Source organism: Nocardiopsis terrae, from assembly GCF_014651695.1.
Taxonomy (GTDB): Bacteria; Actinomycetota; Actinomycetes; order Streptosporangiales; family Streptosporangiaceae; genus Nocardiopsis; species Nocardiopsis terrae.
Genome location: NZ_BMXJ01000007.1, coordinates 201,478 through 221,648, shown reverse-complemented (window position 1 = coordinate 221,648; position 20,171 = coordinate 201,478). Strand labels below are relative to the sequence as shown.

12 protein-coding genes are annotated in these 20,171 nt (G+C 68.5%); 3 read left to right on the top strand and 9 right to left on the bottom strand.

Annotation, left to right across the window (positions count from 1 at the left end; all coding sequences use genetic code 11):
* Positions 1 to 22 precede the first annotated feature (22 nt).
* Together IE195_RS20885 and gatB are read right to left on the bottom strand one after the other, a co-directional pair.
* Positions 23 to 2,728 carry a putative bifunctional diguanylate cyclase/phosphodiesterase gene (locus IE195_RS20885; protein ID WP_191274173.1) on the bottom strand — a complete coding sequence of 902 codons (2,706 nt, stop codon included), beginning with the start codon at positions 2,726 to 2,728 and terminating at the stop codon, positions 23 to 25.
* 357 nt (positions 2,729 to 3,085) lie between these two features.
* Complete coding sequence (gatB, locus tag IE195_RS20880; protein ID WP_191274666.1) at positions 3,086 to 4,579, bottom strand: Asp-tRNA(Asn)/Glu-tRNA(Gln) amidotransferase subunit GatB; 1,494 nt, start codon at positions 4,577 to 4,579, stop codon at positions 3,086 to 3,088.
* Between the two features lie 301 nt (positions 4,580 to 4,880).
* On the opposite strand from gatB, the gene IE195_RS20875 reads away from it, so the two are divergent.
* From IE195_RS20875 to IE195_RS20865, 3 genes are all read left to right on the top strand, one after another.
* Entirely contained in the window at positions 4,881 to 6,053 is a 1,173-nt protein-coding gene (locus tag IE195_RS20875; RefSeq protein WP_191274171.1) for a Cys-Gln thioester bond-forming surface protein, read from the top strand.
* Between the two features lie 397 nt (positions 6,054 to 6,450).
* Positions 6,451 to 7,680, top strand: a complete 1,230-nt coding sequence (locus IE195_RS20870) for a thioester domain-containing protein (protein WP_191274169.1) — start codon at positions 6,451 to 6,453, stop codon at positions 7,678 to 7,680.
* Between the two features lie 339 nt (positions 7,681 to 8,019).
* Positions 8,020 to 9,243, top strand: coding sequence for a thioester domain-containing protein (locus IE195_RS20865; protein ID WP_191274167.1), 1,224 nt, complete (start codon positions 8,020 to 8,022; stop codon positions 9,241 to 9,243).
* A 272-nt stretch (positions 9,244 to 9,515) separates the two neighbouring features.
* Here the strand turns inward: IE195_RS20865 and gatA are convergent, their stop codons facing one another.
* From gatA to ligA, 7 genes are all read right to left on the bottom strand, one after another.
* Positions 9,516 to 11,012 carry an Asp-tRNA(Asn)/Glu-tRNA(Gln) amidotransferase subunit GatA gene (gatA, locus tag IE195_RS20860; protein WP_191274164.1) on the bottom strand — a complete coding sequence of 499 codons (1,497 nt, stop codon included), beginning with the start codon at positions 11,010 to 11,012 and terminating at the stop codon, positions 9,516 to 9,518.
* Positions 11,013 to 11,312 carry an Asp-tRNA(Asn)/Glu-tRNA(Gln) amidotransferase subunit GatC gene (gatC, locus tag IE195_RS20855; RefSeq protein ID WP_191274162.1) on the bottom strand — a complete coding sequence of 100 codons (300 nt, stop codon included), beginning with the start codon at positions 11,310 to 11,312 and terminating at the stop codon, positions 11,013 to 11,015.
* 81 nt (positions 11,313 to 11,393) lie between these two features.
* A complete protein-coding gene (locus tag IE195_RS20850) occupies positions 11,394 to 12,461 on the bottom strand; it encodes an outer membrane protein assembly factor BamB family protein (protein WP_373295672.1) in 1,068 nt (355 codons plus the stop codon).
* Positions 12,462 to 12,702: 241 nt separating this feature from the next.
* Positions 12,703 to 15,069, bottom strand: coding sequence for a TPR repeat domain-containing protein (locus IE195_RS20845; RefSeq protein WP_191274158.1), 2,367 nt, complete (start codon positions 15,067 to 15,069; stop codon positions 12,703 to 12,705).
* A 65-nt stretch (positions 15,070 to 15,134) separates the two neighbouring features.
* The gene (locus tag IE195_RS20840; RefSeq protein ID WP_191274156.1) at positions 15,135 to 15,470 is read right to left on the bottom strand and encodes a hypothetical protein; all 336 of its coding nucleotides are present in this window, start codon (positions 15,468 to 15,470) and stop codon (positions 15,135 to 15,137) included.
* Positions 15,471 to 15,692: 222 nt separating this feature from the next.
* The gene (locus IE195_RS20835) at positions 15,693 to 17,729 is read right to left on the bottom strand and encodes a putative bifunctional diguanylate cyclase/phosphodiesterase (protein WP_191274664.1); all 2,037 of its coding nucleotides are present in this window, start codon (positions 17,727 to 17,729) and stop codon (positions 15,693 to 15,695) included.
* A 177-nt stretch (positions 17,730 to 17,906) separates the two neighbouring features.
* Complete coding sequence (ligA, locus tag IE195_RS20830) at positions 17,907 to 20,156, bottom strand: NAD-dependent DNA ligase LigA (RefSeq protein WP_191274154.1); 2,250 nt, start codon at positions 20,154 to 20,156, stop codon at positions 17,907 to 17,909.
* Positions 20,157 to 20,171 lie beyond the last annotated feature (15 nt).

The window sequence follows — 20,171 nt, the reverse complement described above, 5'->3', positions numbered from 1 at the left end:
TCCGCATTGGTCCCGGATCGCCCTAAAGATTCGCCCCGGCCTCGCCGCCGACGAGGGACTCCACACCGCTCGCGGGCATGGGGCGGGCGACCAGGAAGCCCTGGCCGTGGTCGCAGCCCATCACCCGGAGCTGCTCCAGCTGCTCGGGGCGCTCGATGCCCTCGGCGACCACCTGGACGCCCAGGTCGCGGCCGAGCTGGATGATCGTGTGCGTGAGCAGCGTGACCGTGTCATCACGACCCAGGTCCGCGATGAACGACGGATCGATCTTGATGGCGTCCACGCTCAGCTCGCGCAGGTGCGCCAGGGAGGCGTACCCCATGCCGTAGTCGTCGATGGCCAACCGCACGCCCAGTTCACGCAGCTCGCCCAGGCGCTCCACCGAGTCCTCCTCGGCGTCGAGGAGGAGCTCCTCGTCGACCTCCAGGGTCAGCGCGCCCGCGGCCAGGCCGGACTCGCCGAGCACGCCCTCGACCGTCTCCACGAACCGCGACGACAGCACCTGCTTGACGGACAGGTTCACCGACAGGCCGATGTCCCAGTCCGAGACCCGCCACACGGCGACCTTCTCGCAGGCCTCCCGGAGGATCCACTCCCCCAGCGGCACGATCAGGCCCGACTCCTCGGCGGCGCCCAGGAACTCGTCCGGGCCCACCGTCTCACCGTCGCGGTCCCAGCGCACCAGCGCCTCCACCGCCCGCACCTGGGACGTCCCCAGGTCCACGATCGGCTGGTACTCCAGGTAGAACTCGCCGCCCGCCAGCGCCTCACGCAGCCGGATCTGGAGTTCGAGCCGCGACACGACCATGTCGTGCATGTGCGCGGCGTAGACCTCCACGTTCCCGACCCCGCGCTCCTTGGCCCTGGTCATCGCCACGTCGGCGTTGCGCAGGAGTTCACCGCTGTCCGTTGCGGGTTCGGCGAAGGCCACACCGATGCTGGCGGTCAGCACGATGTCCCGGTCGGCCACCTGGAAGGGTTCGGAGGCGATCACCCGGCCCAGCCGCTCAGCCAGGTCCACCACCTGCTGGGCCCTGGGCACGTCCTCGACCAGTACCGCGAACTCGTCCCCGCCCCAGCGCGCCAGGGTCGCGTTGGTGCCCAGCTCGCCGCGCAGGCGCCGGGCGGCCTGGCCCAACATGTGGTCACCGCGCACGTGGCCGGCGGAGTCGTTGACCGCCGTGAACCCGTCCAGGTCCAGGAAGATCACCGCCACGTCCCCCGAGGGCTCCTCGCTGATCGCGCGGTGCGCGAGCACGTCACTGGCCCGTTCCTCCAGATAGGCCCGGTTGGGCAGCCCGGTCACCCCGTCGTGGAAGGTCAGGTGCTGCACCTGGTCCTGCAGGGCGACCTGGGCGCTGATGTCGCTGGTCGTGACCAGCAGCCGGTCGGGCTCGCCCGGCTGCTCGTACAGGGAGATCGTGGAGGAGGTGTGCCGCCAGGTCCCGTCCGCGGCGCGCACCCGCAACCGCAGGTGCACCCCCTGGCTGGCGCGTTCGGTGAACAGGTCCGTGACGGCCTTGGTCCGCCCCAGGTCCTCGGGGTGGATGAGGGTGGTGACCGGAGCCGCGAGGACGTCCTCCAGCCGGTAACCGAACGCTTCCGCCGTGCCCGGGCTCATGTAGTGGACGCCGCCGTCGCGGTCCAGTACCAGGATGACGTCGCCGCTGTTGCGGGCGAGCTCGTTGAAGTGGCCCTCACGGTTGCGCACCATGCGGGCGAGCGTGGAGTTCTCCTCCAGCAACCCGATCACGCGCAGCAGCAGGACCAGTACCGCGGTGCCGGCGGCCAGCGGCAGCACCGGGGCGACGTCGGGCAGCCTCAGGGCCGAGACCGTGAGCACCAGCGTGGCCGCGAAGACCGCACCCACCGCGGCGATCTCCGGAGCGAACCGGTACAGCCCGCGGCCGGTGATCCGGCGCGGTGCGGCACCCGGCCGGTGCTCCACCAGCCAGGGCAGCGCGCCCAGCAGGCCGAAGCCGAGGAAACGCACGGGCTGTTCGAGACCGCCCGCCACCGGCGGCCCGGTCAGGCGGGTCACCGCACCGAGCATGTCCGATCCGGCGATGACGACGAGCGCGCCGATCGCGACGAGCACCGCGCGTCGGGTGCTGTGCGGGGACATGAAGACCAGCGGTATGAGCAGGCACAGCACCACGATGTCGGCGACCGGGTAGACCAGGGCGAAGCCGAGGAAGCCGGCCCCCTCGCCCAGCTCGCGGTAGAACGGGGAGAACAGCAGCACCCACACCACCGAGAAGACCGCGGCGGCGCACACGTAGCTGTCGGTGATGTGCCGTACGGCGGTGCGCAGGCCCCCTGGCCAGGGGGCGAACCGGGTGAAGCCGATCACGAAGAGTGGCAGGGCCGCCAGCGCGAAAAGGTCACCCAGTGTGAGGGATAGGACCGAGGATCCGCTGAACGACCGGGTCACCGCGTGAGTGAGACCACCCGCGCACCAGGCCAGCGCGGCCAGTCCGAGGAACCGCAGCGCCGCGGCTCCGTCCGCACCGTCCACGTGGGCGGCCCGGTCCGCGCCGGTCCGCGCCCAGCGCCGTGAGGCGTACAGCAGGGATCCCCCCGCGGCTCCGGCGACCACTGCGGTGGGCCACTGCCCCATGGCGGCGGCCAACGTGGACTCGCCCACCCGGACCAGGGTTCCCAGAAGGTAGACCAGGAAAAACGCGCCCAATCCGAACAGCCACAAGCGACGTGCCCTCATACCCATCACTGGCCTCCCAGCGGGTGCGTCGCGAACCGTGCGGCCCTCGGCCGCCGTCGCGCTCTCTGCTCGAACATGGAGCACCCACCTCGTGATCACTCGAATCAGGACGCGGCGCCGTGCCGCACCGCGGGTTGCCGCCCAGGATTCTCGCGGGACCGGGACGAACGGCAGCAGGCGGATTCTGCCCGGACCGCCCACCCCCCGTGCGTGGACACCCTACGCAACCAAGGTCACACAGCGATTGAGGACTGGATGAGAGATGACGACAGAACCGTCACTCCGAGTGATCATCATGCGTTCAGGCATGGAAACGCCACGAGGGAAGCGCCCCCGGCTCGCACCGGAGGCGCTTCCGGTGCGCTAGCCCGAAAGCTTCTCCAGGATGAGTTCCCGGGCGCGGCCGGCGTCGGCCTGCCCGCGGGTGGCCTTCATGACGGCGCCGACCAGGGCCCCGGCCGCGGCCACCTTGCCGCCCCGCACCTTGTCCGCGGCGTCGGGGTTGTTGGCGATGGCCTCGTCGACGGCGGCACCGAGGGCACCGTCGTCGCTGACGACCTTCAGGCCGCGGGACTCCACGACGGCGTCGGGCTCACCCTCGCCGGCGAGGACGCCCTCGACCACCTGGCGGGCCAGCTTGTTGGTGAGCGTGCCCTCGGCGACCAGGGCGATGACCCGGGCGACCTGGGCGGGGGTGATGGGCAGGGAGGTCAGCTCGACCTCCTGCTCGGTGGCGCGGCGGGACAGCTCGTTCAGCCACAGCTTGCGGGCCTCGGCCGAGGGCGCGCCCTCGACGACGGTCGCCTCGACCAGGCCGATGGCGTCGGCGTTGACCAGGTCGCGCAGCTCGGTGTCGGAGAGGTTCCACTCGGCCTTGACCCGGGCGCGCTGGGCGGCGGGCAGTTCGGGCAGGGTGGCGCGCAGCTCCTCGATCCACTCCTCGGACGGAGCGACCGGGACGAGGTCGGGGTCCGGGAAGTAGCGGTAGTCCTGGGCCTCTTCCTTGGAGCGGCCGGAGGTGCTGCGGCCGAGGTTCTCCTGGAAGTGGCGGGTCTCCTGCACGACCCGCTCCCCGGCGTCGAGGATACCGGCCTGGCGCTCGATCTCCGAGCGCACGGCGCGCTCGACGGAGCGCAGGGAGTTGACGTTCTTGGTCTCGCTGCGGGTGCCCCACTCGTCGGCGCCGCGCTCGTTGATCGAGACGTTGACGTCGCAGCGCATGGAGCCCTCCTCCATGCGCACGTCGGAGATACCGAGCGAGCGGACCAGGTCGCGCAGCTCGGCCGCGTAGGCGCGGGCGACCAGGGGCGCGAGGTCGTCGGTACCGGTGATCGGCTTGGTGACGATCTCCAGCAGCGGGATGCCCGCGCGGTTGTAGTCGACGTTGGAGTGGCTGGCGCCGTGGATACGGCCGGTGGAGCCGCCGACGTGAGAGGACTTGCCGGTGTCCTCCTCCATGTGGACGCGCTCGATCTGCACGCGGAACTCGCGGGGGCCGTCGGGGGTGTCGACGGTGACGTCGAGGTAGCCGTCGACGCAGATCGGCTCGTCGTACTGCGAGATCTGGTAGTTCTTCGGCATGTCCGGATAGAAGTAGTTCTTCCGGGCGAAACGCCCCCAGGGGGCGATGGAGCAGTTGAGCGCCAGGCCGAGCCGGATCGCGCCCTCCACGGCCTTCTCGTTCACCACCGGGAGGGACCCCGGGAAGGCGAGGCAGACCGGGCACACCTGGGTGTTGGGCTCGGCACCGAACGCCGTGGGGCAGGGGCAGAACATCTTGGAGGCGGTACCCAGCTCGATGTGGGTCTCCAGCCCGAGCACGGGTTCGTACCTGGTCAGCGCCTGCTCATAGGCCACCGGGGTGGGGCCGCCACCGGTCTTGGCAGGGCTAGGAGTTACCGCGTGGGCCATCGCCGCAAACCCGTTTCCGTAGAGGACATACCTTCCAGGTCAGCCTACCGAGGCTGAGAGGCCCGCCAGCCCCGTTCCCGGGTGTGGCGCACCTGACGGATGTTACGGCCAGTGCACGATTGGGCCGCTGTAGAGGTGTTCTACCGGCGCAGGAAGTGCCGGACCGTTAGTCTTGATTGCCCAGGAACACGATTTCGCCTGTAGGGGCTGTCCGCCTCTTCCATCCTTCGTACAGGAGCGCCCGAGCATGTCCGGCATACTACGTCGGTGCGTCGCGCTGCTCACAGCCTCCGCACTGATCGGCTCACTGGCCTCAGCGCCAGCCGCGGCCGACGACTTCTCCCGAGTGGACCGCGATCCGGTCGCGGGCTCCTCCCTCGTGCTCTCCGACGGGGACGAGACCGACACGGCGCTGTTCAGCCTGCGCGTGGCCGACGAGGACTCGGTACGGGCCTACGCGCTGGACGTCGACGAGGAACTGCGCCCGCGCACCGCCTACGTGGAGTCGGCGTGGGCCGACCGCCCGGAGTGGACCCGGGCCGGCAGTACCGCGGCGCCCGCGGACAGGGCCAACTGGATCGTGACCAACTCCTACCCCAACCTGGACCTGGCGGACCTGGCAACGGCCTTCGACGCGGCGGACCTGGAGGAGGCGCACGCCATCGCGGCGACCCAGGCCGCCCTGTGGAACGTGTTGGAGGGGGTGGAGCTGGACCCGGACAACAACAACGAGGACGTTCTCGCCCTCTACGGGCGCCTGGTCGAGGGCAGCGCCGACGCCGAGGGCGACGCGACCGCCCGTTCCCTGGAGGTTTCCCCGGCACAGGTCGAGGCGGTCGCCCCCGAGGAGCCGCTGGGACCGCTGACGGTCTCCACCCCGAGCGAGGCCCCCATGCGGCTGTCGGTGAACGGGGCTCCGGCGTCATGGCTGGTCGACGAGGAGGGCCGGGAGGTCTCCGAGGCGTTCGACGGGGACCAGGTCTTCCTGGACGTGGATCCGTCGGTCCCGGCCGGCGTGGCCACCCTGCACGTGCGCGGCGACCGGGTTCCCCTGGAGGAGGGGCGCCTGTTCACCGGCAGGGAGGGCGTGCGGACGCAGCCGCTGATCACCGCGGAGGCCGGTTCGGCGACGAGCTCGACCACCGCGACGTTCACCTGGCGCCGAGAGGAGGCCGTCGAGGCCCCCGAGGCGACCGAGCCGGAGACGGCCGAACCCGAGGTGCCCGAGGCGCGCGGACAGAGCTCGCCCGAACCCACGGTGGAGGAGGAGGTAACCACCCCGGAAACGGATGACCACAACAACTCCGAAGGTGGTCTGGCTTTCACCGGCACCTGGCTGTCCGGCCTGTTGGTCATCGCCGGAGCGTTGGTGGTATCCGGCCTGCTCATCCTGGTTTTGGGCCGCAAACGGCGCGACTGATCGCTCCCGAAGGACGCGTTGAAGCACTTTCAGTTGCGCGCGAAAAGGGAACAATTTGGTCAATCTGTGCAGTGATTTTTTTCTGACCAGATCGCGGCATTTTTCGACGAAACGGGTTGGAAGCACCGACGGGGATCGCTAGTATCAGTCCAGCGTTGGCACCCACAGCGAGTAGCCCGTTCCCCTGGCACCCTGAGCCGTCCTGCGCGATCGAACCCACGTTTGCGCAGTGACGCTCCGAATGCCTCGTGGTGACCCCTCGAAGACCGCAGAACACGCCGTGCGGTACCGACCCCCCGCAATCGCAGTGCTGTGGCCCTCGCTCTTGTTCCTCGGCTGCGCACAGCCGTGCGAACGAAAACCATCCGGTTACCCCTAGAACACACCGGGATACGACTTGAGTACTTTCTCCCTTCCCCGTACCGCCGGACGCGCTGGCTTCGCCGCCTCCGCCGCGGCGCTCCTCGCCCTCGGTCTGGCCGCTCCCGCGGTCGCCGACGAGGAGGTGGAGACCTACGAGGGTTCCGTCGAAGGCCAGTACATCGGCAACGCCGAAGAAGGCCCGACGGTCCACATGGACGGCGCCTCGGCCCCGACCAGTCTCTTCAAGCTGCAGCTGAAGGACCAGGACACCGTCCTCACCACGTACTGCATCGACTTCCGGACCGACATCCGGTGGAAGGCCTGGTACAAGGAGGACGACTGGGCCAACTACCCGGGCAAGGGCGAGTTCGCCCAGCCGGGCAAGGTCCACTGGATCCTGCAGAACTCCTACCCGAACGTGAGCGCCGGTGACCTGGGCGCGGCCGCGGGTGTCGAGGGCCTGAGCGACGAGGACGCCCTGGCGGGCACCCAGGCCGCCATCTGGCACTTCAGCAACGACATGGGCCTCGGTGACGGCAACAGCGAGGGCGTCGAGAAGGTCTTCGCCTACCTGACCGAGAACGCCGTGGAGCTCGATCAGCACGAGGAGCCCGAGGCCGCCCTGAGCATCACCCCGAACGAGGCCACCGGTGAGGCCGGCGGCACCGTCGGCGAGTTCGTCATCCAGACGAACGCCTCCGACGTCCCCGTCGACCTGGGCGACGGCCTGCCCGAGGGCGTCGAGCTGGTCGACGTCGAGACCGGTGAGCCCGTCGACTCCGTCAACAACGGCGACACCGTGGGCTTCTCGGTCCCGGCCGACGCCGACGAGGGCCAGGCCTCCTTCAGCCTGGAGACCACCTCGACGGTCGAGACCGGACGCCTCTTCCAGGGCAAGGACCCGGACAAGCCCACCCAGACGCTGATCACCGCCGAGGGCGGCAGCACCACGGCCTCCGCCTCGGCCACCGCCTCCTGGACCGAGGGCCCGGGCGAGACCCCGCCCCCGACCGACGAGCCGTCCGAGCCGGAGGAGCCCAGCGAGGAGCCCACCGAGCCGGAGGAGCCCTCCGAGGAGCCGTCCGAGCCGGGCGATGACAAGCCGACCCCGCCCAAGGACGACGAGCCGACCCTGCCGGTGACCGGTGGCGCGCTCGCCGGGCTGGTCGCAGCCGGCGTGGCCGCCCTGGGCGCAGGCGGCGGCGCCATCTACCTGAGCCGCAAGCGCAAGGCCGCCGCAGGCGACAGCGAGACCGACGTCTAAGGGATCACCCCCAGACCGGTCCCGCCCAGCGGGCAGTACCAGGGCCCGCCTCCGTGAAACTCCACGGAGGCGGGCCTCTGTCGTTTCCGGGCTCCGTCGCGCCCCCTCCCTACGGCTCCGGGCAGGGAGGACACGGGGGACCGGAACATCCCCCGGGGCAGACTTGGAGGCCACTGAACAAATCAGTAATATCGGTCAGGCACAAACCACTCCTGCTGTGCCATCGGACTCATCCGATATCCGAAGCCGCTCCGGCCCCTCCCGAGCGTGCCCTCCTCCCTGCCCGCTGCCACACGCCCCCAGGGCTGTGCGGCACAGCACACCACGACAGGACACGACGTGAAGCACTCCCCCATCACCCCCTCCGCGGGTCGCACGGGTCTCGCACTCTCCGCCGCGGCCCTGCTGGCCTTCGGCCTGGCCGCACCGGCCGCTGCAGAGCCCGTGGAAACCTACGAGGGTTCCGTTCGCGCGCAGTACGTCGGAAACCACGAGTCCGGCGAAACCGTCACGATGAACGTCGGCACGATCGGCACGAACCTCTTCAGGCTCCGCCTGGAGGACGGCAGCGAACTCATCACCTACTGCATCGACATCGAGACGGGCATCCGCTCCTCCTCCTGGTACCAGGAGGACGAATGGGCCAACTACCCGGGCAAGGGCGAGTTCGCCGAGCCCGGAAAGGTCCACTGGATCCTCCAGCACGGCTACCCGAACGTGAGCGCCCAGGACCTGGCTGAGGCCGCCAACGGCGCCAACGCGGCCCGGGTCACCGACGCTGAGGCGCTCGCCGCCACCCAGGCCGCCATCTGGCACTACAGCAACGGCGCCGACCTGAACCGCGGTCGCGGCAACGTCAAGGGAATCTACGACTACCTGGTCGAGAACGCCGAGGCCATGGCCCAGGAGCCCGCCCCGACCCTCAGCGTGACCCCGGACAGCGCCACCGGTCAGGCCGGTAACACGGTGGGCGAATTCGACATCTCCACCAGCTCCGCCGAGGTGCCGATCGCTCTGGACGCACCCGAGGGCGTCGAGCTGATCGACCTGTCCACCGGCGAGCCGGTCGGCGAAACCGTCAACGACGGCGCCAGGATCGGCTTCGCCGTCCCCGAGGACGCCGAGGCGGGCGAGGCCTCCTTCTCCCTGGAGACCACCGCCACCGTCCAGCAGGGCCGTCTGTTCAAGGGCGAGGACAGCCACAAGGCGACCCAGACGCTGATCACCGCCCAGGACAGCGAGGTCACCGTCGACGCGGCCGCCTCCGTCGAGTGGTCCGAGGCCGACGAGCCCGCCCCGGAGCCGACACCGGAGCCCACACCGACGCCGGAGCCCGAGCCCACCCCGACCGACGAGCCGGACCCGAAGCCCACCCCGACCGGGGAGCCCGGCGATGACAAGCCGACCCCGCCCAAGGACGACGAGCCGACCCTGCCGGTGACCGGTGGCGCGCTCGCCGGACTGGTCGCAGCCGGCGTGGCCGCCCTGGGCGCAGGCGGCGGCGCCATCTACCTGAGCCGCAAGCGCAAGGCCGCCGCAGGCGACAGCGAGACCGACGTCTAAGGGATCACCCCCAGACCGGTCCCGCCCAGCGGGCAGTACCAGGGCCCGCCTCCGTGAAACTCCACGGAGGCGGGCCTTTTCGGGCTTCCGATGGTTGGGGGTCGGGCGGGTTGTGGTTGGGGTTCAAGTCACCCCTGGAGTGTCCTGAACCCCAACCAAAACCCCCGCCTCCCGGACACGCGAACGCCCCGCACTCCCGTCCGGGAGCGCGGGGCGTTCGGCGCGTGCATGCGCCGCGGGCCGCGTGTCCGACCGCTGTCAGGCGACCGCCGCTAGGCGACCGCGTACGGGCTGCGGGCGATCAGCGAACCGTCCCGCTCGGTCAGGGCGCGCTCGACGGCGGCCGCGACCCGGTAGGTGCGGTCGTCGGCCAGCGGGGGCGCCATGATCTGGAAGCCGACCGGCAGGTCGTCCTCCGGGGCGAGTCCGCACGGCACCGACAGCGACGCGTTCCCGGCCAGGTTGGACGGGATGGTGCACAGGTCGGCCAGGTACATGGCCATCGGGTCCTCGGAGCGCTCGCCGATCGGGAACGCGGTGGTCGGTGTGGTCGGCGAGACCAGCACGTCCACGTTCTCGAAGGCGGCGTCGAAGTCGCGCTTGATCAGCGTGCGCACCTGCTGGGCGCTGCCGTAGTAGGCGTCGTAGTAGCCGCTCGACAGGGCGTAGGTACCCAGCATGATGCGGCGCTTGACCTCGGGGCCGAAGCCCTCGGCACGGGTGAGCGCCATGACCTCCTCGGCGCTGCGCGTACCGTCGTCGCCGACGCGCAGGCCGTAGCGCATGGCGTCGAAGCGGGCCAGGTTCGAGGAGGCCTCGCTGGGCGCGATGAGGTAGTACGCCGACAGGGCGGCGTCGAAGCTCGGGCAGGACACCTCGACGACCTTGGCGCCCAGGGACTCCAACAGCTCCACGGTCTCCCGGAAGCGCTGGCGCACACCGGGCTGGAAGCCGTCGTTGTCCAGTTCCTTGACCACGCCGACGCGCAGGCCCTCGACGTCGCCGAGTCGGGCGGCGTCCGCCACCGCGGGCACCGGGGCGTCGATGGAGGTGGAGTCGCGCGGGTCGTGACCGGAGAAGGCCTCGTGGAGCAGGGCGGCGTCCAGCACGTTGCGCGCGAACGGGCCCGGGGTGTCCAGGGAGGAGGCGAAGGCGATCATCCCGTAACGGGAGGAGCCGCCGTAGGTGGGCTTGCCACCGACCAGGCCGCACACGGCGGCGGGTTGGCGGATGGAGCCGCCGGTGTCGGTGCCGGTGGCCAGGGGCGCCTCGAAGGCGGCCACGGCCGCGGAGGAGCCGCCGGAGGAGCCGCCGGGGATGCGTCCGGTGTCCCACGGGTTGCGGGTGACCTGATAGGCGGAGTTCTCCGTGGAGGAGCCCATCGCGAACTCGTCCATGTTGGTCTTGCCCAGGATGACCAGCCCGGCCCCGCGCAGGCGCTCGGTGACGGTGGCGTCGTAGGGGGGCTGCCAGCCTTCGAGGATCTTGGAGGCGGCGGTGGTGGGCATGTCCTTGGTGGTGAACACGTCCTTGTGCGCGACCGGCACACCGGCGAGGGGGCCCAGGTCGGCACCGGCGGCGCGCCTGGCGTCCACCTCGCGGGCCTGGTCGAGGGCGGTCTCACGCCGCACGTGCAGGAAGGCGCCGATGTCGCCGTCGACCGACTCGATCCGGTCCAGGTAGGCGGTGGTGGCCTCCTCGGAGGAGACCTCACCCGCCTTGATGGCCGCGCCGAGGTCTGCGGCGCTGAGCCTGATGACGTCGCTCATCTACTCTTCCTCCCCAAGGATCCGCGGAACCCGGAAACGCTGGTCCTCCACCGCGGGGGCGCCGGCCAGGGCCTGCTCGGGGGTGAGGCCGGTCCTGGCCTCGTCGGGGCGGTAGACGTTGGTCAGCGGCAGGGCGTGCGAGCTCGGCGGGATGTCGCCCTGGGCGACCTCCTGCACCTTGGCCACGGCGGTGAGGATGTCACCGAGCTGGGCGGCGAGCGTGTCGAGCTCGCTCTCGTCGAGCGCCAGCCGCGACAACCGTGCGAGGTGCGCGACCTCATCGCGGGTGATGGCGGTCATCAGATGAGAACCGTTTCTTCGGCGGACGGATGATCAGCCCAATCCTATTGGCCCCGGCCCGGTCCGCGTGCCCGCTCCCCGTCACCTGAGGCCCATGACACCCGGTTCACCGTCAGCCCTGTAGGCGACGGCCACACCCCCGGGAACACTGAGCGCGTTGCTCACGCTGATGCTCTCCGCCCGGTCCCAGACGAAGGTCGTGGAGCTGTCGAAACCCTCGAAACGCGCGAACCCCTCCGGAACGGAGCCGTCCTCTGTCCACTCGGCCAGATAGAGCACACCACCCTCCAGACCGACCCTGTGACCATCGGCCACCATGTCATCACTCATGGACACGCCGTCTCGCTCCAGAGTGCGTTCGACGTCGCCCGAACGGTCCTGAATGAGGTAATCACCGGTCTCGGTGTCCCACAGCCCCAGTCGGGCCCCGTCCTGAGATGTCCACAGGAGACTGCGCGTCTCCAGGTGGGTGGCCTCCCTCTCCTCGATGTCGAGGAGGGAGTACCTCAGCGGCAGGGACGGATCATTGAAATCGATATACACCAACCCGCCGGGGCGTGAGGTTATGGTGCGCCCCAAGGAGTCATAGGGCATTCGACCGATGGAGTGTTCGACCCGCCACAGTTCCTCACCGGTGCCAGGATCGAGACCAACCAGTTCGGACGTAAAATCCCAGCCCACAGTCCAAGCTACGGTTTCCTTGTCCTCAGGGTGTTCGAAGCAGGTGGTCGCAGCCACGACAACCTCCTTCTGCACCGTCAGACTGTCGACCTGGCCGACGTCTGAGCAACTCGGCACGTCCGCTGCAGCCCACACCGGCTCCCCGGTGTCGAGGTCATACGAACTGACCGAGTCCTCCCAGCGAACGACCCAAGTCTCACCCGTGATACCGCCGAGCGCGGCATCGAGGTCATGCGGAGACGTAGTTTGGGTGTATTCGTATTCAGACAAGTCGAGACCGTACTCGTGGGCGATCCGACCAGTATCGGTTTCCAAAAGTACAGTTCGATCCGAATCCTCATCGTGGAGTACGACATATTCACCATCGTCGGTGACGTTTCCGGCCAACTGTTCACCGCGATCATAATAAGACCAGAGCTCCTCGCCGGTCTCCCCGGAAAGGGCGAAGGCACCGCCCTCCAGGAGCACGACAATTCCTTCACTCATCTCACGAATCACGGCCCCGCCATCATCCCGGGGCGGCTCCCAGGTCCAGGCGATCTCGCCAACCGAATCCAAACGCTCGAGTGAATTAGCGCCTTCATACACACTATGAGAGACCCCAAGAAAGGAACACCCTGATACAAAAATCAAAAGAACCAGAGAAAAGGAAGACCCAGACGCAAAATGAGAAGCAGAATAACGAGTATTCATTCTTGCCTTCCACTCCTCAGCTGCGCTCGACTTTATTTCCATTTTCATCGACTATATGCTCTTCCCATTTTTCCTGGGCGTGACTGAAATCCCTAACGAAATCCTCTACAGCTTCCCTGGTGTTACTTTCTCCATCAGGCCACGGCCTGTCATCGATCTGTCCATAGTATTTCGAGAGCTCGGCATCAGATCCTGATTTCTCCCAGGTGCTGTGGTCCGGCGGAACATACAGATCTCCAGATGCGTCTCTCTTCGCGATTCCCTCTTCTGCAAGCTCAGCCATGAGATCTGGATCCTGCTCAGCTGCGGCACCGAGCGCGTAACCCATCATGCGTTCGGACTTCACCCATTCTCCACTCAATTCCACGTGAGGCTTGGCAGAGTTCCCAGAAACCTCGAAGGCCTCGCCGGCGACGGCCTTGGCAAGCTCCACGACCAATCCGGAAACTTCTGCGTCCCCTGCAACACCACCGAGGATGTTGACAGCAGAGGTAGCTACCTTGTTTCGATAGTCGACGAATTCCTGATCGTTCGCCTCACGTGTGGTGCTCTCGTTGAGCAAAGCCACTTCCACCAGAGTCTGCAGACTTGCAGCCTCAATATTCGCCCCTGGCTCCCTCTCACCGGTATTGGTCGAGAACTCCTCCATCGCCCCTGCGGTACGGAGCAGAGCCTCGCCGTACACCTTGTCCGCCGCGTCCGGATCTCCCATGGCGAGCTGAGTAAAAGCCACGCGACCTCCAGAGGTAAGCTCCACCCCCTCCCCATGGCCGAGTGGAGCATTACCCGGAACACCATCCGTGTTGGCAAAAGCATCCTGGAAGACAATGAATATGTCAGCGAAACTATCCGCCAACTGAGGGTTCAACTGGCCGGCAGAGACATCATGCCAGGTGATACCATCTTCATCGGTGACAGTTTTTCCAGTACCGAACATGGAATCCTGGAAGGCCTCATCCTCCATAAGGATGGTCAGTTCTTCCAAAACTTTTTCGCGAAGCTGACCAGCGGTGTCGTCGTCCCCTTCGGCGGGACCGTCAGCGACCCAGTCGGTGATCCCCCTGACAGCCTCCCCGCCATCATCCCAGTCATGGGTGTACAAGCGCTCCAGAAGTCGAACATGGTAGTCTTCCGGACTGTCTTCGTTCCAGGGAAGATCAGCCTCCACTCCTTCCGGGTACTCTCCAGTGACCAGAGCGTAGTTCGCATCATTGTTCCGGGTCGCCACATTCAGGAAGTCAGACATGACACTGTCGCCTTCCCCATTACTGTCCTCCATGAAGGAGAAACCATCGACCTCATTAGCAGCGACAGCCATAAGTCGTGTGGAGAACTCCGCACCTCCCTCCATGCCTGCATCAGCATGAGCGAAAAGCTCTCCCAGGCCCGCAGCCCGCGATTGCCAATCCAGAAGAGCCTGGCCCGCACCGTGGCCCTTGACATCACCGGAGCCTGCGATCACGTCACGCACGCTCTCGGGTAGCGCGTCGTATTCGCCGCCCGTCCTCTCGTCGGACAGCACCAGAAGTCCGTCCCCGAGCGTCCCCAGCACATGTTCACGCTGTGAGGCACTGAAGTGATCGCCGTCCAGCTCTTCGGGCAGGCCGACCACACCGTTCTCGGCTGCCTCGTCCAAGGCGGCGTAGAACTCCTCCAGGTATTCGATCTGGTAGTCCCGGAGGTGCTCCCCCTTGCGTTTGCCGTCCGCTGCCAGCGCGTTGACCACAGCCAACTGCTCCAGCAGGCGGTAGTACTCGTCATCCGGTTCCTTGTCACCGATCAGGTACGGCAGAAGGGCTTCGGCGTCCCTCTCCCCGGTGTCGAAGGTGGACGGGTAGTACATGATCTGCCGTGTGGCGTTGTAAGCTGCAAACCCGAGCACTCCGGCATCGACGAGCTCGCGCAGGTTGGCGACCGTGGGCCCGCCCTCCAGGTTGGCGGAGTTGTCCCCAGCCTCTTCCACCAGGGTCTCCCAGTAGCCGCGAGCGCGATCGTTGAGAGCCCCGGCCAGCGCTCGGCGCGCCTCTACCATTCCGGCATCGTCGTGCTCGAAGCCGAAGTTCGCGCTGATCGCGCTGTCCCATTCCTCTTGCAGGCCGGCAATGTTGGCCCTGTAACGTTCCACGTCGCCGCTCCACTTGGTCACCACGCCCCACACGTGCCAGCAGGCGGTCAGTGCGGAGGTCCATGCTCCGTGGTTGTCATTCGCGGTTGAGCGGATGCCTTCTGCGATCAGGTCGGAGAATTCCATGGCTGCGCTGTCGAACAGTTCCTCCAGGTCCCCGCTCTTGCCAGTGATACGAGCGACGATGTCGAGCATGTCGTCAGCTGCCTGATCGAGCTTGCCAGTGTCGATGTCGCATGGTGTGGGAGAGAAGTACACGGGTTACCTCGCGGGCAGAGGGCGTTGGACTCACGCGGGGAAGGAAAGGATGGGCTCGTGGAGGGTCAGTGGAAGTTGACCGGCAGGGACGGCGGCACGCCAACCTCTGCGTACTGCTCACTGGCCTGCGTATCCGTGTTGGCCACGTCAGAGGCGCCGCCCTGGACGTTCTCGGCCAACGCCACCCCGTGATGCTCGACCCGCGCGATCGCGTCTGCCTGTTCCTCCCCGTAGGCGGACCACCCCGTCAGCTGGGGTTCATCAGCACAGGCGTCCTTGGCCGCGTCGAGCACGTCGGTGAAGTCGCTGTGCAGACCTTCGAACGAGGAGGCGTACTGTTCCGCGTTGGCTCCTGCGCCGTAGGCGTCCTGGACGTTGACGCCTAACTCGTGTCCGGGCATGGGGAGGTCCTCCGTCACCGTTGGGGGGTACGCCGGTCACGTTAGCAATCATCACTTTCGGTGATTCCACCGGCGGCGGAGCCCTCCAGGAACCGGAACCCCCGGCACGCCTCCGAACTGCGGTTTCAAAGGGCGCCCTTGCCCATGGCCACAACCGGCCTTCGGGAAGCGAGGCTGGCCACGATCCCCGACCCACCACCCGGCCGGTGCGGCGTCATCGCCTCAGACGGGGGTGCCGGTGTCGTGGGCGGACATCCAGGCGGGGACGTCACGGGCCTTCATCGGCCGGGCCAGGTGGTGGCCCTGGGCGGCGTGGCAGCCGGTGTCGCGAGCGGCCTCGGCCAGGGCCCGGGTCTGCACGCCCTCAGCCGTGGTGCGCATGCCCAGGGCGTGGACCAGGGCGATGGCCCCGTGCACCACGGTGCGGCCGTTGGCGGTGCCGTCGACCAGGCGGGCGGTGAACGACCCGTGGATCTTCACCTCGTCCAGCGGCAGCCCGGCCAGCTGGGCGAGGGTGAAGTGGCCGGTACCGAAGTCGTCCAGGGCCAGCCCCACGCCGAGGGAGCGCAGGCGTTCGACCGCCCCGGTGGTGGCGCCCAGATCGGTGATGAGGGTCTGTTCGCTGATCTCCAGGACCAGCTGCCCGGGCGGGACGCCGTGCTCGCGCAGCGCCGCCGCGACGGTCTCGGGGAGTTCGGGGTCCAGGAGTTCTCGTACGCCCAGGTTGACCGCGACGGGCAGGGTGAGCCCCGCCTTCCGCCACTGGGCGACGCGGGCCAGGGTGATGTCCAGGACCTGCCCGGTGAAGGCGCGGAACAGGTTGGAGTGCTCGATCACCGGCATGAACTCGTCGGGGGTGAGCAGGCCCCGGTGCGGGTGGCGCCAGCGGGCCAGGGCCTCCAGGCCGATCGGCCGGTCGTCGGCCAGGGACACCTTGGGCTGGTAGTGCATCTCCAGGGCGCCGTCGGCCAGGCCCCTGCGCAGCTCGCTGTACATGCTGAGCCGCGCGGTGGAGTTGCGGTCCTTGCCGGGGTCGTAGCTCTCCACCCCGGTGCGGTCGGCCTTGGCGACGTACATGGCGACGTCGGCGCGCTGCATGAGGAGCTCGAAGTCGGGCGCGTCGTCGGGGTACAGGGCGATGCCGGTGCTGACCTGGAGGTCGAAGTCCATGCCGTCCATCCGTACCGGTTCGGACAGCGCGCCCCGCAGGCGCAGGGCCACCTCGCGGGCGGACGCGGTGTCGCGCACCTGGGGCAGCAGGATCGCGAACTCGTCGCCGCCGAGCCGGGCCACCAGGTCGGCGGGGCGGACGCTGTGCGTGAGGCGGCGGGCGAGGGTCTGCAGGAGCCGGTCGCCGGTCGGGTGGCCGAGGGTGTCGTTGACCTCCTTGAACCGGTCCAGGTCGAGCAGGAGCAGGCCGACCCGGGTGCCGCGCTGGTGGGCCTGGTCGACCTCCTGGCGGGCACGGACGGTGAGGAGTTTGCGGTTGGCCAGGCCGGTGAGTTCGTCGTGGTTGGCCTGGTGGTCGCGTTTCACCGACAGCAGGGCGCTGGTGTAGAGGGCGCCGAGGGGGAAGGCGAACAGCGGGACGTAGAGCACCGAGTGGGTCATCGCGATGACGATGAGCGGGGACAGGCTGAGCAGGACCGTGTTCACGTAGACCTGCTGGCCCAGGCCCTTGAACATGACCTGCTGGAGGGGCACGCGCTCGTGCATGGCCACGGCGGACAGCACCAGGACCCGGTTGACCAGGAACGACGCCGCCCCGGCGAGGGCGATGGCGATGAGTTCTCCCCCGGCGGGCAGCCAGGGGGAGGTGACGATCCCGGGGAGGGTCAGGCGCAGCACCGCGTCGGCGGTTCCCAGGGTCAGGACGTATTGGGCGGCGTTGAAGGCGGTGCGGTGGGGCGCGTGGCGGCGGGCCGCCCCGGCGATGACGGTGGCGGCGCACTGCAGGAGGGCCGCGACGGGCAACCCGTAGAAGATGACGAGTGCGAAGGTGAAGGGCAGCGAGGTGGGTGCCCCGCTGCCGGGCGCCTGGCCGGGCATGGCGATCGGCCTCAGCTCGCCGAGGGTCACCATGCACAGCAGCACCCACACCAGGGGCTCGCCCGCCAGGTTGGCCAGCTGGTCGAGGCCGAGTTCGAGGCTGGAGAAGGCGAGCAGCGCCGCCCCGGCGGCGGTGGCGGCCGCCATGTAGAGCCAGAGCGGCGTCCCGACCCGGGGGCCGATGTCCCGGGTGCCGATGGGGTCCTTCATCAGAATCCTCATGACCGATATCCGAGATATGTCTGTGTCCATATCCGGGGTGTTGTTGCACAGCTTACGGGCTTTCGTCACCAACTGTCGCTCGACAGGAACTATCAGTTAACCCTCTTGTAAGCCGGAAAGGGCAGGGATCCGCCAGATCCCTGCCCGCGCGCCCGGACCGTCCCCCTACTCGGGCTCCTCCACGGGGTTGGTGCGGAGCTTCTCCGCGGCCTCCGGCCCCTGGGACAGCAGCACCCGGAACCCGGCCTCGTCAAGCACGGGAACGCCCAGCTTGACCGCCTTGTCGTACTTGGAACCGGGCGCGTCGCCGACCACCACGAAGCCGGTCTTCTTGGAGACCGACGCGGTGGAGCGGCCCCCGCACTCGGCGACGGCCTCCTTGGCGCCGTCCCGGGTGAACCCCTCCAGGGAACCGGTCACCACGACGGTGACGCCCTCCAGCACCCGCGAGCCCGGAGCCTGGCCCTCGTCCTCCATCCGGACCCCGGCCGCCGCCCACTTGCGGACGATCTCGCTGTGCCAGTCCACCGCGAACCACTCGCGGATGGACGCGGCGATGGTCGGGCCGATCCCGTCCACCGACGCCAGCTCCTCCTCGGTGGCGCTGCGGATCGCGTCCATGGACCGGAAGTGGCGGGCCAGGTCCTCGGCGGCGCGCGGGCCGACGTGGCGGATGGACAGGGAGACCAGCACCCGCCACAGCGGCTTGCTCTTGGCCTCCTCCAGCTGATCGAACAGCTTCTCGACGGTCTTCTTCGGCTCGCCCTTCAGGTTGGCGAAGAAGGAGACGACCTTGGGTTCCCCGGTCCTGGGGTCGGTCTTGGGCTCGGTGGTGTCCGGGTCCAGGACGTGCGTGCGGATCGGCAGCAGCTGCTCGACGGTGAGGTCGAACAGGTCGCCCTCGTCCCTGAGCGGCGGCTCGGCGGGCTCCAGCGGCTGGGTGAGCGCGGTGGCCGCAACGTAGCCGAGCGCCTCGATGTCCAGGGCCTTGCGCCCGGCGATGAAGGCGATGCGTTCGCGCAGCTGGCCGGGGCAGGAGCGGGCGTTCGGGCAGCGCAGGTCGACGTCGCCCTCCTTCTGCTGGCCGAGTTCGGTGTCGCACTCGGGGCAGCGCTGCGGCATGACGAACTCGCGTTCGGTGCCGTCCCGCAGGTCCAGCACCGGGCCGACGATCTCGGGGATGACGTCGCCCGCCTTGCGCAGGACGACGGTGTCACCGATCCGCACACCCTTGCGGGCGACCTCCTGCCCGTTGTGCAGGGTGGCGAACTCGACCTCGGAGCCGGCCACCACGACCGGCTCCATCACGCCGTAGGGGGTGACCCGGCCGGTACGGCCCACGCCCACCTTGATGTCGACCAGCTTGGTGGTGACCTCCTCCGGGGGGTACTTGTACGCGATCGCCCACCGGGGAGCGCGGCTGGTGGATCCCAGGCGGCGCTGGAGGGCGAAGTCGTCCACCTTGACGACGATGCCGTCGATCTCGTAGGCGGGGTCGTGCCGGTGCGCCTGGTAGTACGAGACGTACTCGCGGACCTCGTCCATGGTGGACACGACCCGGTAGCGGTCGCTGAGCGGCAGCCCCCACTCGCCGAGGAGCCGGTAGGTCTTCGACTGGCTGGTGAGTTTCACCTCCTCCGGCGCGCTCGCCGGGGCGTCGACGCCCCGCCCCCCTTCCGCCTCGCTGTGACCGGCGGGGACGTAGGCGCCGACCCCGTGCACGATCATCGACAGCGGGCGGGTCGCGGTGACCCTGGGGTCCTTCTGCCGCAGCGAGCCGGCGGCGGCGTTGCGCGGGTTGGCGAAGGGCGCGTGGCTGCCGTCCTCGGTGATGCGCCGGTTGAGTTCGGCGAAGTCCTCGACCGGGAGGAAGACCTCGCCGCGCACCTCCAGCAGTTCGGGGGCCGGCCGCACGCTCTCGTCGAGCTGTTCGGGGACCACGCCGATGGTGCGGACGTTGAGGGTGATGTCCTCGCCGACCCGGCCGTCTCCCCTGGTCGCGGCCCGGACCAGGCGGCCCTTCTCGTAGACCAGGTCCACGGCCAGGCCGTCGATCTTGAGTTCGCACAGGTAGGCGTCGACGGGCACCTCGGCGGAGGCGCGGTCGGCCCAGGCGCTCAGCTCCTCGGTGTCGAAGGCGTTGCCCAGGCTCTCCATCCGGACGAGGTGTTCGACCTCCGCGAAGTCGACGCTGATGGGCGCGCCGACCTTCTGGGTGGGCGAGTCCTGGCTGACCAGGATCGGATACCGGTCCTCGACGTCGCGCAGTTCGAGCATGAGCTGGTCGTACTCGGCGTCGGAGACGATCGGTCTGCCCAGGTAGTACCGGTAGCTGTGGTCGTCCAGCTCACGGCACAGCTCGGCGTGGCGGGCGCGTACCTCGTGGGGGACGGTGGTGTTGTCGGGCGCGCTCACAGCCTGCCTTTCATC

What these genes read in the sequence shown, in the direction of transcription:
- IE195_RS20885 (WP_191274173.1), bottom strand. Translation starts at nt 2,728, where the DNA reads ATGGGTATGAGGGCACGTCGCTTGTGGCTGTTCGGATTGGGCGCGTTT.
- IE195_RS20840 (WP_191274156.1), bottom strand. Translation starts at nt 15,470, where the DNA reads ATGCCCGGACACGAGTTAGGCGTCAACGTCCAGGACGCCTACGGCGCA.
- gatA (WP_191274164.1), bottom strand. Translation starts at nt 11,012, where the DNA reads ATGAGCGACGTCATCAGGCTCAGCGCCGCAGACCTCGGCGCGGCCATC.
- gatC (WP_191274162.1), bottom strand. Translation starts at nt 11,312, where the DNA reads ATGACCGCCATCACCCGCGATGAGGTCGCGCACCTCGCACGGTTGTCG.
- IE195_RS20875 (WP_191274171.1), top strand. Translation starts at nt 4,881, where the DNA reads ATGTCCGGCATACTACGTCGGTGCGTCGCGCTGCTCACAGCCTCCGCA.
- IE195_RS20835 (WP_191274664.1), bottom strand. Translation starts at nt 17,729, where the DNA reads ATGAAGGACCCCATCGGCACCCGGGACATCGGCCCCCGGGTCGGGACG.